This window comes from Acinetobacter sp. R933-2, from assembly GCF_030325485.1.
Taxonomy (GTDB): domain Bacteria; phylum Pseudomonadota; class Gammaproteobacteria; order Pseudomonadales; family Moraxellaceae; genus Acinetobacter; species Acinetobacter sichuanensis.
This window is the reverse complement of record NZ_JACAIJ010000005.1, coordinates 23,945-38,614: the sequence shown is the minus strand read 5'-3', so window position 1 is coordinate 38,614 and position 14,670 is coordinate 23,945. Positions and strand designations below refer to the sequence as shown.

Annotated in this window: 11 protein-coding genes; 9 read left to right on the top strand and 2 right to left on the bottom strand. The window is 36.1% G+C overall.

The features are described from left to right. Positions 1–157: 157 nt before the first annotated feature. The 7 genes from HX005_RS07080 to HX005_RS07050 all read left to right on the top strand — a co-directional run bounded on the left by HX005_RS07080 (position 158) and on the right by HX005_RS07050 (position 9,496). Positions 158–991, top strand: a complete 834-nt coding sequence (locus HX005_RS07080; RefSeq protein ID WP_107007674.1) for a p-hydroxycinnamoyl CoA hydratase/lyase — start codon at positions 158–160, stop codon at positions 989–991. Between the two features lie 36 nt (positions 992–1,027). Beyond that, positions 1,028–2,479, top strand: a complete 1,452-nt coding sequence (locus HX005_RS07075; RefSeq protein ID WP_286376816.1) for an aldehyde dehydrogenase — start codon at positions 1,028–1,030, stop codon at positions 2,477–2,479. A 142-nt stretch (positions 2,480–2,621) separates the two neighbouring features. Then, positions 2,622–4,514, top strand: a complete 1,893-nt coding sequence (locus HX005_RS07070; protein WP_286376815.1) for a feruloyl-CoA synthase — start codon at positions 2,622–2,624, stop codon at positions 4,512–4,514. Positions 4,515–4,608: 94 nt separating this feature from the next. After that, entirely contained in the window at positions 4,609–5,748 is a 1,140-nt protein-coding gene (locus HX005_RS07065) for an acyl-CoA dehydrogenase family protein (RefSeq protein ID WP_286376814.1), read from the top strand. 131 nt (positions 5,749–5,879) lie between these two features. Next, the gene (locus HX005_RS07060; protein WP_286376813.1) at positions 5,880–7,130 is read left to right on the top strand and encodes an OprD family porin; all 1,251 of its coding nucleotides are present in this window, start codon (positions 5,880–5,882) and stop codon (positions 7,128–7,130) included. A 73-nt stretch (positions 7,131–7,203) separates the two neighbouring features. Continuing rightward, positions 7,204–7,596 (top strand): PaaI family thioesterase, encoded by a 393-nt coding sequence (locus HX005_RS07055; protein ID WP_286376812.1) that lies wholly within the window; start codon positions 7,204–7,206, stop codon positions 7,594–7,596. Positions 7,597–7,744: 148 nt separating this feature from the next. Next, complete coding sequence (locus HX005_RS07050) at positions 7,745–9,496, top strand: tannase/feruloyl esterase family alpha/beta hydrolase (protein ID WP_502872728.1); 1,752 nt, start codon at positions 7,745–7,747, stop codon at positions 9,494–9,496. A gap of 98 nt (positions 9,497–9,594) precedes the next feature. Here the strand turns inward: HX005_RS07050 and HX005_RS07045 are convergent, their stop codons facing one another. Further along, the gene (locus tag HX005_RS07045; protein ID WP_286376811.1) at positions 9,595–10,944 is read right to left on the bottom strand and encodes an MFS transporter; all 1,350 of its coding nucleotides are present in this window, start codon (positions 10,942–10,944) and stop codon (positions 9,595–9,597) included. A 402-nt stretch (positions 10,945–11,346) separates the two neighbouring features. On the opposite strand from HX005_RS07045, the gene HX005_RS07040 reads away from it, so the two are divergent. Both HX005_RS07040 and HX005_RS07035 read left to right on the top strand, forming a co-directional pair. Next, positions 11,347–12,420: an aromatic ring-hydroxylating dioxygenase subunit alpha gene (locus HX005_RS07040; RefSeq protein WP_286376810.1), complete on the top strand. Its 1,074-nt coding sequence runs from the start codon at positions 11,347–11,349 to the stop codon at positions 12,418–12,420. An 11-nt stretch (positions 12,421–12,431) separates the two neighbouring features. Beyond that, entirely contained in the window at positions 12,432–13,379 is a 948-nt protein-coding gene (locus HX005_RS07035; protein WP_286376809.1) for a PDR/VanB family oxidoreductase, read from the top strand. Positions 13,380–13,537: 158 nt separating this feature from the next. Here the strand turns inward: HX005_RS07035 and HX005_RS07030 are convergent, their stop codons facing one another. Next, the gene (locus HX005_RS07030; protein WP_286376808.1) at positions 13,538–14,638 is read right to left on the bottom strand and encodes a DUF6670 family protein; all 1,101 of its coding nucleotides are present in this window, start codon (positions 14,636–14,638) and stop codon (positions 13,538–13,540) included. Positions 14,639–14,670 lie beyond the last annotated feature (32 nt).

Below are 14,670 nucleotides of genomic sequence, written 5' to 3'. Positions count from 1 at the left end.
TGTTTTTTTTGATTAAATTAGTAAATATTAAAAATAACTATAAAATACAATAGATTAAAATAAAAATGAAAATATTTTCAAAAAAGACTTGAATGTAAGTAAAACTGATATTAAATTGATTTACATCAAATCAAACTTCGCAAATGGAATATGCACTATGAGCTATGAGAATCGTTGGAAAACTGTAGATGTAAAAGTTGAGTCAGGCATTGCTTGGGTGACGTTTAATCGTCCAGAAAAGAAAAATGCAATGAGCCCGCAACTCAATAAAGATATGATTGATGTACTTGAGGTTTTAGAACTTGATGGTGATGCACGGGTTTTAGTGCTGACAGGTGCAGGAGATTCATGGACTGCAGGAATGGATTTAAAAGAATATTTCCGTGAAGTTGATGAACAACCTGAAATTTTCCAAGAACGTATTCGTCGTGATTCATGTCGTTGGCAGTGGCAATTGCTACGCATGTATTCAAAACCAACGATTGCGATGGTAAATGGTTGGTGTTTTGGTGGTGGTTTCTCACCTTTAGTTGCATGTGATTTAGCGATCGCAGCCGATGAAGCAACTTTTGGTCTATCAGAAATTAACTGGGGTATTCCACCGGGCAACTTAGTCAGTAAAGCAATGGCGGATACTGTAGGACATCGTACTTCTTTGTATTACATTATGACGGGTAAAACTTTTGGTGGTAAAGAAGCCGAAAATATGGGATTAATCAACAAAAGTGTTCCGCTTTCACAGTTAAAAGATGAAGTCACTGAATTAGCAAATACACTTTTAGAAAAAAATCCTGTCGTGTTGCGTACAGCAAAAAATGGCTTTAAACGTTGCCGTGAATTGACATGGGATCAAAACGAAGACTATTTATATGCCAAATTAGACCAATGTATTCATCGTGATAATGAAGGCGGTCGTCAAGAAGGTTTAAAACAATTTTTAGATGAAAAATCAATCAAGCCAGGCTTACAAAGCTATAAACGTACAGGCTAATTTATTCATCTAAATGGACATGTAAGGAAACATACCATGCAAAATGTACAGTTACTCATTAACGGTCAATCTTTAAATGCAAGTTCGGGTAAAACTTTTGATCGCATTAGCCCAATTGATGGCTCTATTGCTTCAACTGCTGCGGCAGCAACAATTGAAGATGTAGATCAAGCGATTGAATCTGCTCATCGGGCTTTTCAAACTTGGTCAAAACTTTCTCCAACAGATCGTCGTCTTAAATTATTAAAGGCTGCCGATCTGATGGATGCAAAAACCGAAGCATTTATTCAGATTGGTATGCGTGAAACTGGCTCTACAGCAACATGGTATGGTTTCAATGTCCATTTGGCTGCAAATATGCTGCGTGAAGCTGCGGCAATGACCACACAAATTGATGGCAGTCTGATTCCTTCAGATATCCCTGGCAATATGGCAATGGGAGTCAGAGTTCCATGTGGTGTTATTGTCGGTATGGCACCGTGGAATGCGCCGATCATTTTAGCCACTCGCGCTCTAGCAATGCCTTTAGCATGTGGAAATACAGTTGTCCTTAAAGCGTCGGAGGCATGCCCTGCGACACACCGCTTAATTGGTGAAATATTGAATGAAGCAGGTTTAGGCGATGGTGTTGTCAATATTATTACCCATGCAGGTGAAGATGCGGCACATATTGTTGAGAGACTTGTATCACATCCACTCAGTAAGCGTATTAATTTTACGGGTTCAACACGTGTAGGCAAAATTATTGCAGAAACTGCTGCAAAGAGTTTAAAACCTGTATTGCTTGAATTAGGTGGTAAAGCACCAGTTTTGGTACTTGATCAAGCCAATATTGAAAATGCTGTTAATGCGATTGCATTCGGTACTTTTTTCAATCAAGGGCAAATTTGCATGTCAACTGAGCGAGTTTTGGTTGATGCTCAAATTGCCGATCAATTTATTGAAAAATTAATTGAAAAAACCAAAAATATTACTGCTGGAAATCCGACAGATTCGGCATTTCCCTTAGGTGTTTTGGAAAGTGAACGTGCTGCGCAACGTATTCAAAAGATGTTAGATGATGCGACCAGCAAAGGTGCAAAACTACCTTTAGGTATTCAGATTCAAGGCACTGTCATGCAACCAACCATCGTGGTTGATGTACAGCCAAATATGCAGATTTATGCAGAAGAAACATTTGCTCCTGTCTGCACAATTCAGCGTTTTCATACACTCGAAGAAGCGATTCAATTGGCAAATGATAGCGAGTTTGGACTTTCCTCTGCTGTCTTTAGTGAAAATATTTCACAAGCTTTTGATGTTGCAAAACAAATCGAATCAGGGATTTGTCACATTAATGGTGCAACTGTGCATGATGAAGCACAAATGCCTTTTGGTGGAGTCAAACAAAGTGGTTATGGTCGTTTTGGTAGTAAAGCGTCTATTCCAGAATTTACTGAATTGCGCTGGATCACTTTACAAACAACGCCCCGACATTATCCCATTTAAAATGTTTGTTGGTAAAGATTGAAAATTTGAGTAAGTCAAATCAAGTTTGTACTTGGCTTACTCAATCTGAAAATATTGAAATAATAGATTAAATAGATAGAACTTTTTTGAAAATTTCAAAATAAATGACATGGAGTGAACAATGGCGCAATTGAATGCAGTCCAAGCCCACGCAGCGCATAATGATGTAGAACGTTTTGTAAAACTCGGTGGGCATGAAATTAATTTTCATTATCAAAATCAAACACTTTATATTTCACCCAAAGAGCAACTTCAAGATTATCCTCAGAAGCTTACAGACCGTTTATTACATTTTGCTCAAACTCAGCCAGATCATTTATTTGCAGCCAAACGTAATATACAGGGAGAATGGGTCAAACTCAGCTATGCAGATACCGTGCAAAAAGCGTGGCATATTGCACAAGCATTACATAATCGTGGCAATTTATCAGCAGAACGACCATTGGTTATTTTGTCGGGAAATGATCTAGAACATTTACTTTTATCAATGGCTGCGATGTTTGCAGGTGTTCCATTTTCAGCAATTTCCCCTGCTTATTCATTAATTTCGCAAGATTTTAGCAAATTAAAACATGTTTTTGATGTCCTTACACCGGGGTTGATTTTTGCAAATGATGGACATGCTTTTGCTCATGCGATTCAAAGCTGTGCGAGTTCAGATATTGAGGTGATTACATGTTCAGGCATGTTAGGTGAACAACGATGTACTGCATTTCAAAGTTTATTAGATACGCCTGTTCATAATGTTAAAGCGCATTATGAAAGTTTAGACGAACATCAAATTGCAAAGTTTTTATTTACTTCAGGCTCAACAAAACTACCCAAAGCAGTACCTACAACACACTTAATGTTATGTGTAAATCAACAAATGATTTTACAAACCTTCCCTGAATTTGCAGACACTCCACCTGTTTTATTAGATTGGTTGTCGTGGCATCATACTTTTGGTGGCAGCCATAATGTCGGTATTGCACTATATAATGGCGGAACCATTTATATTGATGATGGTAAGCCTGTTGCAGGCAAGTTTGATGAAACAATTCGTAACTTAAAAGAAATTTCTCCAACAGTGTATTTAAATGTACCAAAAGGCTGGGAGGAACTCACCGTAGCGTTGGAAAATGATGCTGAATTACGAGAACATTTTTTTGCCAAAGTTAAAATCTTATTTTTTGCAGGTGCTGCATTATCAGATGCAGGTTGGAAACGATTAGATCGTATTGCACAGCAGCATTGTGGTGAGCGTATTCGTATTATGTCAGGTTTAGGCATGACAGAAACTGCACCTTCGTGTTCATTTTCAACAGGTCCTAAAGTGATGGCTGGGTTTATTGGTTATCCTGCGCCGGGCTGTGAAATTAAACTCTCTCCTATTGGTGATAAATTAGAATTTTGTGTACGTGGTAAAAATGTTATGCGTGGTTATTGGCGTTTAGCAGCAGATCAACAAGCCAATATTTTTGATGAAGAAGGCTATTATCGTACAGGCGATGCTGTACGTTTGGTCGATCCAAAGCGTCCAGAACTGGGGTTAATGTATGATGGACGTATTGCCGAAGACTTTAAATTAAATACAGGCACATTTGTTAATGTAGGCACACTTCGTAATAAAGTGCTGATTCAGGGTAATCAACTGATCCAAGATGTGTGTATTACAGGTTCAAATTTAAATGCTTTAGGTTTTCTGATTTTTGCAAAACTTGATGCATGTGCCGAACTTGCAGGTCTGCATAAAAATAGTACAGCCACTGAAATCTTAACGCATCCTAAAGTGCATGAATGGTTTAAAAAATTTCTGATGGAATTTAATAAAGATGCAACTGGAAGTTCAAATACCGTTTCAATGTTATCGCTTATGTTACAAGCACCGCAGTTAGATGCAGGTGAAATTACGGACAAAGGAAATTTAAACCAAAGTAACATTTTAAAAAGACGTCAAGCATTGATTGAAGAACTTTATTCAAAACAAACAGATAATCCTTTAATTATCCGTGTTCCTGTGCTGAAAAATTAAAACCTTAAACAAAAAACCTGAGTAAAAACAGCATATTTAAATTTATGCTGTCAGGATTTTTTTGTCTTATTTTTTGAATATTGGGAATTTAAGTATGCAAATTGATCATGATTTTGAGTTATTTCGAGATAATTTTAAGCGTTTTTTAGCAGAATATGTTGCGCCTTTTTATGAATCTTGGGAAGAAAATGGACTCATTCCACGCGAGTTATGGCATCAATTAGGTGAAAATGGTTTTTTATGTGTTGATGTCGCTGAAGAATATGGTGGATATGGCGCACCAGTGCATTATTCACTGATGTTAGTACAAGAAACAGCGCAAGCAGGTTTTACCTCTTTGGCTGTGGCAATGGGTGGGCAAAGTGAATTGGTTTCACCTTATATTCAAAATATTGGGACAGAAGCCCAAAAAAAATACTGGTTACCCAAAATGGTATCTGGCGAAGTCGTTACAGCAATTGCTATGACAGAAGCCAATGCTGGATCAGATTTACAAGCCATTCGAACTCAAGCCATTTTAAAAGATGATTATTATTGTGTTGATGGTTCTAAAACCTTTATTTCTAATGGTCAACATGCAGATTTAATTGTATTAGTGGCTAAAACTGATCCGCATGCACGGGCAAAAGGAATGTCTATTTTATTGGTCGATGCTCATCTAGAGGGGGTCAAAAAAGGTCGTTTACTCAAAAAAATAGGCTTGCATGCTCAAGACACCGCAGAACTTTTTTTTGATCAAGTGCGTGTTCCTCAGGATCAACTTTTGGGGCAAGAAGGTCAAGGCTTTACTTATCTTATGCAAGAATTACCACGTGAAAGATTAAGTATTTCTATGATGGCTTTAGGGTCAATTTTAGGTGCGATTCAGATTACGACTCAATATGTAAAAGAGCGAAAAGCTTTTGGGCAATATTTAAGTCAAATGCAAAATACACGATTTGTTCTTGCTCAAGCCCAGATTAAAGCCAATGCTGCTCAGGCATTTGTCAAACAATGTGCCGATTTATACCATCAAAAACAACTGAACGTCACGCAAGTTGCTGCGCTAAAATGTTTTATTACTGATACTCAATGCGAAATTATGGATCAGCTTTTACAACTTTTTGGCGGTTATGGCTATATGCAAGAATATCCAATTTCACGTTTTTTTGTAGATGCGCGTGTGCAAAAGATATATGGCGGCAGCAATGAAATTATGAAAGAAATCGTTGCTCGTGAGTTACTCGGGAAATAACTCAAAACCAAAATAAAATTTTCGATTTAAAAAACTAGATTTAAACAATAGTTTGCCAAGTTTTCACCACAAGGCAGTACGGGAGCGTATTGCCAAAAATTAAAAACATAAACATTTCAGGATGAAATGCAATGAAAAAACTCTCTATAAGCTGTGCTGCACTTTTGTCATGTTCAACATTTGCCAATGATTTCATTGATAAAAGCAGTGTGACTTTAACCGCACGTAATTTCTATTTTGACCGTGATTATCAAGAGCAAGCAGCTTTTCCTGCGGCTAAAGACTGGACACAAGGTTTTATTTTAAAAGCGAATTCTGGTTATACCGAAGGAACTGTTGGTTTTGGTTTAAATGTACTGGCAACAGCAGGTTTTAAACTTTATGCCGATGACCATGATGCAGGAACAGGAAATTTACCCCGTGATTTAAAAACCAATCAGCCAACTTCGAGTTATGGTGAAATTGGTTTAACCGCTAAAGCCAAAATCAGCCAAAGTGAATTAAAGGTCGGAACATTAACACCTATGAATCCTGTATTGGTTGCCTCACCTGCTCGGCTTTTACCACAGACATATCAAGGTGTTTCATTACAATCTAAAGATATAAAAAATTTAGATCTACAAGCAGCATATATTAATAAAGTGAATCATCGTGATTCAACAAACTGGGAAAATATTAAAATCTCAGGTGTAAATGGACGTTTCAAAGCAGCAGAAACGGATGGTTTATATTATACAGGCGGATTTTATCAACTGAACCCCGCACTGAGACTTGGCTTATTTTATCTTAATGTAAATGATTTATATGAACAAAGTACCACAGGATTTTTATATAAATGGGAAATAGATCCACGTACACAATTAAATACTTATTTTCATTATTATCGTAGTCGCGATGAAGGACAAGCCAAAGCAGGTTTAGTCGATAATGACCTTTATCATACGCATGTAGAGTTAAAACGTGATAATCACAAATTTATTGTTGGATCATTTCAACATCATGGTGATACCGCATTTCCGTATTTATCGGGTGGTGAAACAGGTTTGCTGATTGATACGTGGCCGGGTGAATTTTTAAATCCTAAAGAAAAAGTTTATAGCTTACGCTATGAATATGATTTTAAAGATTATGTACAAGGCTTACGCTTTATGACGCGTTATACACGAGGCTCAAATATTTATGCGCCACATTTAGGTGGAACGAATCTAAAAGAAGGCGAACTTGATTTTGATGTTGGCTATACCGTGCCAAGTGGAACATTTAAAAATTTAGGTTTAAGAGCGCGTTATGCCATCTATGACAATAATATGTCAGCAACAGCCAATATTAAGCCTGTAAATGAAACTCGTCTTAATATTGACTACACATGGAAATTTAAATAAAAAAATATTTGAAAAATAAGTTGGATTAATAATTTAAGTAAATGATTTGAATAATTTTTTATAAGGACATGATATGCAAGATCTGCAAAATTTAGAACTTCCTCCGATTCACCATACTTTAGGTGGGCATGACCTAAACTGGGACATAGAACAACAAATTTTTACAGCGAAATATATGGGAACATCTGCATTTACCAACCCACGTGGTCATATTGAAGGAGGAATGATTTGTGCGATGTTAGATGATGCAATGGGAATTTTTGCAATATGCGCCAATGAAAATCGTGCGGCAACAACCATTAATTTAACTATGGATTTTTTAAGACCCTGCCATATAGGGGAAATCACTGTTCAATGCCAATTTTTACGACAAGGACGCAAGATCTTAAATATTGATGCTTCAGCGTGGCAAGATGAAAAAGTGGTTGCAAGAATGACGGCTAATTTCCTCGTACTTATCAGTTAGGTTTTGGTTTTCAATGTCTTAATTTTCAATAGTTTTTAATATTTAACGTATCAAACCATGAGATGTATGCTCAAGACGATTGAGCATGCTCAAATCATTCGCTTAACAATAGCGAAAAATAAAAATATGGAATCAAAGGAATAATTTCATGAAAAATCGAACAGATTTATCAAAAAAGTCTAAGAAAATTTTGGCTTTAAGTTGCTTAATGACACTGGTGGCGTGTAATGATGACAATACTGAAACTGTCCAAAATCAGCCTATTGCTATTCCACAATTAAGCCCTGCTGTTGCTGCAAAAATGGCAATAGATTGTCAAAACCTAACTCGTTATCAATATAATAAAACCGTCATTACTGATGCTGAAGTTCAGGCAACAGGTGTATTAAAAGTCGGAAATAATCCTATTCCAGAACATTGCCTAATCAAAGGTTATATGGAACAGCGTGTTAGCCCTATAGATGGACAAACATATCAAATTGGTTTTGAAATGCGCCTCCCAATACAATGGAATGGTAGATTTTTATATCAAGGCAATGGTGGCACAGATGGCAATATTGTTAATGCTGTTGGCAATATTGGCAGTGGCGCTCCTATAAGCAATGCGCTATATACAGGATTTGCTGTTATTTCATCGGATGCTGGGCATAATGCGACACAAAATCCACTTTTTGGCTTAGATCCAGAAGCACGTATAAATTATGGTTATGCTGCTATGGGTAAACTCACCCCTATGGCAAAAGATTTAATCAAATTTACTTATGGAAAATATCCAGATCGCTCTTATGCTGGTGGGTCTTCAAATGGTGGACGTCATGCGATGGTTGGAGCAACTCGCTTTGCAGACCAATTTGATGGTATTGTTGCCAATGCACCAGGATTTCATTTACCACGTGCCGCAGCAGCTCAACTTTATACAGCTCAACAATTACGTCGCGTTGCAACAGATGAAAATGATTTAAGTACTGCTTTAACTTTAGCTGAAAGACAAGTGTTAGCGGACTCAATTTTAGTGAAATGTGATGCTTTAGATGGAATTGATGATGGCATGGTTCAAGACATAGATGCCTGTCGTACAGCTTTTAATATATTTAAAGATGTTCCTACATGTCAGACAAACCAACGTGATGGACAATGTTTAACTGAGTTACAGCTTGATGTTATTGATAAAATTTATACAGGACCAATCAACGCTAAAGGCGAACATCTTTATGCAACACAGCCTTATGATCCTGGATTAATTGGTAATAATTGGGCGAGTTGGAAATTCTCTTCGTCGGTTGGCAGTCAGCGTGATCCTGTTGCAGTAGGTATCATTTTTCAAGTTCCACCAAATCCATCGGTGATGGATGATTCTAGAAAATTTGCTTTTAATTATAATTTTGACACTGATTTTTCAAAACTTTTTAATACAGATCAGACTTATACTGAAAGTGCGATGTCATTTATGCTGCCTCCAAATGAGCTAAATTTAGATACCATTCTTAATAAAGGTGGCAAAATGATCATTGTACAAGGTGCTTCAGATGGTGTTTTTTCAGTTGATGATACACAAAACTGGTATGATAAAATTACATCTACTTATTCAGAAAAATCAATTCAAGCCTCAGACTTTGTAAGATTTTTCCGAGTTCCAGGAATGAATCATACTTCAGCAGGAATCGCAACTGATCAGTTTGATGCGCTGACTGCACTTGTTCGTTGGGTTGAATATGGTGAGAAACCAGATCAAATTATTGCAACAGCACGAGGTATAGGAAATTCAAGTGGTGTCATTAATACTGAAATTCCTCAAAATTGGGCTTCTGGTCGTACTCGTCCATTATGTTTTTATCCTTTAGTTGCTCGTTATAATGGTCAAGGAAATAGTGAAAAAGCTGAGAATTTTAGCTGTAAATAAAAATTTATAAAATTTGCTTAGGCTATTTTGGTCAATATTTTAAAGCAGACACATTGAAATGTATCTGCTTTTTTGATTTTTACTCTTTATTTTTAAAGCTAAACGGTGATTTCTTTGACATCGATTGGTTTGGTTTTTTGGCGGTAAAAGATTTTCCCTAAAGCCAAAACAAGAAAAATAGCGAAAATAAAAACAACACCATAATAAGCATATAGGGTTGCAGGTGCTAAACCTTGGTCGAGAAATAATCCTGCTATCGTTGGTGATAAAATTGCACCTAAACGCCCAAAACCAATAGCATAACCTACCCCTCGACTGCGTATATCTGCCGAATAGATGGTTGGAGAAATTGAATATAATCCTGCAACACAACCATTAATCACAATACCCAGTAATAAACCCACTGCTAATGCAATATTGACTTGTGTTGATACGCTAACAAAAAGAAAAACTCCAAGTGCAGTTAAAGCTAAAAATAAACTTAATGCATAAAATATTTTAATTCTTGAAGCAAGTAAACCGATCAGTGCAGCACCAAAAATACCACCTACACTGATTAAAATACCTGTACTCACCCCTTGTTGTGGTGACATTCCCATAGAAATCAGAATTTTTGGCGTCCAGCTCATCACAAAGTAAAAACCGAACATGACGAGAAAAAAAGCGCCCCATAAACATAAAGTTTGCAAGCCTTGTTGTCCTTGAAACAGTTTGGTCATTTGCCCTACTTGTTCTTTTCCCTGATGATTTTGATAAGTTGGTAGATGCGTCAGTCTACTGATTTGCATACGTGCAATAATTGTATTGATTTTTTCCAAAGCTTGTTTAGGTCGTTTCGCAAGTAAATAATCTAAAGATTCAGGCAGTAACCAAGCACTGATACCCAGCATAATTAAAGTTGAAACGCCACCTGCGAAAAAAATACTACGCCAACCCAAATGTTCAATCAAAGTTAATGATAAAATTCCACCAAATGTTGCCCCTATTCCATAGCCAGTTGACATTAAACTGACGGCTAGACTTCTCCAACGGGCATTTGCATATTCACTTGCAAGAACATTACTACATGCCAAAATACCACCGACTCCGACACCTGTAATAAATCTCAGAAGTGCTAAGGTGCTATGGCTTGGCACAAAAGCACATGCCAACATGCTGATTCCTGCAATGAATAAACAGATTAAAATCAACAAACGTCGTCCAATTTTATCTGCTAATGGCGCTAAAAAAATTGATCCAGCCGCCATACCAAATAAACCCGAACTCAGTAATAAGCCGATTTGAGCGCCTGAAAGTGACCATTCTGCTGAAACTGAAGGTGCAGTAAATGCCATGACCATGACATCAAAACCATCAATAATATTTAAAAAAATACAAATAATGATAATAAACCACTGATACTTCATCATTTTATTTTGATTTATTTCTTCAACAATATCTCTTTCCATTTATATATCTCTCCGAATTTGGAAAAGATACACAAGGCACAGTCATGATGAGCTTTGAGTGATTATGCATATCCTTATCCATAATTGCCTAGATCAAATAATCCAACCATTTTGCTTTTTATTAAAAGAAAAATAATGTCTATGAAGCATCCTGCTTCCTTTTTATACTGACTTTATGGATCCAAAAAATCAATATATTTTATAAAAATAAAGAAAAATATACCTATTTAAATACAATAAATTATTTTTTAAATTAAAATTAATTAAATATTATCACCACAATAAAGCATAAATTACAAAAAACAGATCAAGTTACAATCATTTAATTATTTTTATTATTCAGTTGACCTTATCTGAAAATTATCTTAAATTGGATCCAATTGGTGATAAGGAGTCGTCACAATGTTTATTAAAAATGCATGGTATGTTGCTTGTCGTTCTGAAGACATTACAGAAAAACCTTTAGGACGCACAATTTGTAATGAAAAAATTGTTTTTTATCGTGGGCATGAAAATAAAGTTGTCGCTGTTGAAGATTTTTGCCCTCATCGTGGTGCTCCATTATCCTTAGGCTATGTAGAAAATGGTCATTTAGTTTGTGGTTATCATGGTTTAGTTATGGGATGTGATGGCAAAGTCGTGTCTATGCCAGCGCAACGTGTTCAGGGTTTTCCGTGTAATAAAGCTTATGCTGTTATTGAAAAATTTGGTTTTATTTGGATTTGGTTAGGTGATATTTCACTTGCTGATGAAACAAAACTACCTTATTTAGAATGGGCTGATCATCCTGAATGGAGCTATGGCGGAGGATTGTTTCATATTCAATGTGATTATCGTTTAATGATCGATAATTTAATGGATCTGACTCATGAAACCTATGTTCATTCGAGCAGTATTGGACAAAAAGAAATTGATGAATCTTTACCAGTCACTCATGTTGATGGAGACCATGTCATTACTGAACGCTATATGGAAAATGTCATTGCTCCACCTTTTTGGCAAATGGCTTTACGTGGTCATCACTTAGCTGATGATATTCCTGTAGACCGTTGGCAACGTTGTCATTTTTATGCGCCAAGTCATGTACATATTGAAGTCGGTGTCGCGCATGCTGGACATGGAGGCTATCACGCAACAAAAGATAAAAAAGTAGCTGCAATTGTTGTGGATTTTATTACCCCAGAAACAGAAACATCTCATTGGTATTTTTGGGGAATGGCACGCAATTTCCAAGCGGATAACGCAGAACTGACTGAACAAATCCGTCAAGGACAAGGCAAAATTTTTACAGAAGATTTAGAAATGTTAGAGCAACAACAACAAAATATATTACGTAATGCACATCGTAAATTATTAATGCTCAATATTGATGCTGGAGGTATTCAATCTCGTAAAATCATTGAGCGTTTAATTGCAGCAGAAACTCAGCAAAATGAGAATACAATACGCCAATTCCCTAATATTCATGTGATTTAAGGAGTTCGAAAATGGACGTTCGTATTGATAAAATTCACCAACTTACAGCAAATATTCGCGCTTTTGAATTGGTGTCTACAACACATGATCCTTTAGCTCGTTTTAGTGCAGGCTCACATATAGATGTACATTTAAAAAATGGTTTAACTCGTCAATACTCACTCTCAAACAGTAGTCACGAAAATCATCGCTATGTCATTGGTGTATTAAATGATGAAAATTCACGTGGTGGATCACGCTGTATGCACAACGAATATCATGAGGGTGATATTTTAAAGATTGGGCAGCCGCGTAATTTTTTTGAAATTCATGCAGAAACTCAAAGCGCCCTGCTATTTGCAGGAGGTATTGGTATTACGCCTATTCTCTCTATGGCATATCAATTAAAACAACAAAATATTCCATTTGAGTTACATTATTTTGTACGCTCTCATGAAATGTTAGCATTTTATGGCAATTTAACGACACATTTTGCAGAACATCTACATGTTCATATTCAAGATCAGCCTGAAACTCAATGCAATTTGCAACAATTATTGTCTACGCCTTCAGCTAAAAAGCATTTATATGTGTGTGGTCCTCATGGTTTTATGGATTTTATTCGCGAAACAGCACAGCAAATGAATTGGCAAACACCGCAATTACATCAAGAACATTTTGTTGCTCAAAAGCAAACTCAACAAAATGATGAAGCATTTACCATTGAAATACTGGGTTCTGATCAAAAAATTGAAGTTGCAGCACACCAAACAGCCACTCAAGCTTTAATTGAGCATGGTTTTAATATCCCTGTTTCTTGTGAACAAGGTATTTGTGGAACCTGTATCACTTCTGTTGTTTCAGGTATTCCTGAACATCGAGACTTATTTATGACGGATGAAGAACATGCAATGAATAATCAGTTTACACCCTGTTGTTCTCGTTCTAAAAGTAAAATATTAGTGCTAGAACTCACTTAAAAATTGAGCATTTCTCGATGACTACTCATTCAGTAAAAATGTCTCTTTTATTTAAATGATCAGATCTGAATACTGAACAGATTTTATTGACAATTCATTTATATTTTGAAGATAAATAAGTCATTTATGAATTGTCAACAAATCCACCATGTCATTCTTTATTGATTCAAACTTGCTTGGTCTTGCATATCAACATATTCAATATAACCTCGTCCTTCTACATGACGATCAAAATATTGTCCTTTGAACTGATATGCACTCACATAGCCACGACCATGCCCATAGCGATACTCACTATCAATTTCGGCAATAATATTTAAAATAAGTTGTTGTTTTTCATCACGTGCTGTCCAACTAAATCGGCGTGGCAAACGCATTTTGTGCCCATCAGGTGCAACATAGACTTCAGCATCATAATCAATAACTTTAAACTCAACATCGGTATAAACTTCAGCTTTTTGATCTGTATGGCGAATATGCAAAGTGTAAGCTGCTGGCTGCTCTAAAATATCAACTTTAGTTAATAATAACTGTGTCGTTTCATTTAAATTAATGATTTGATAAGTAAAAAAAGTCAGTGGAATTTTATGTTGTTCTGGTAATAACTTACTCATCACACTATATGGTCCCACCGCACGTGCATATTCATAAGTACATAGACCTTGAGCATGTGTCGTTTTATTTTGATAATTTAATTCACCTTTAAACGTACTCAACAAACTAAAATGATCATAAATTGGTGATTTCACAAACCATGACACCTGATCAGACACATCTAAATCAAATGCAAAATCAAGCCCATGATACTGACCTTTCAGTTGAATATGCGGTAATTTTCCAGAAATAGAAACTTCTTGCCCAAGTTCAATCAAATGATTTTCATTTGAAATATGCGTATCTTGAGGAATAATATAAGCTTTCAATAAATGCTGCTCCACCGCAGCAGTGCTTGAAAATAAAGTGGCTGACTGACGCGGATCACCAAGCGTAATATGATCGTGATCGAATGCCAAAACACCAGGCGTTCCAATAAAAATCATAATATTTAAATAACGATGAGGTTCAGGTAATAATGGAAAAAATATTCCATAATGTGACCATGCATATAACTTGTCATTCACACGTGGATCGATCATTTCAGAGGTTTTAAAACTTGATGTCGATGATTTCACAGCTTGGTCTAATAATGCCTGACCTGTTAATAAAGTTTTTCCAAAAAATTTACTAAAAATTGATAGATAAGGTAATTTTCTTTTCATCATTGCCTGTGAATATTTTAAATTTTGTCTAT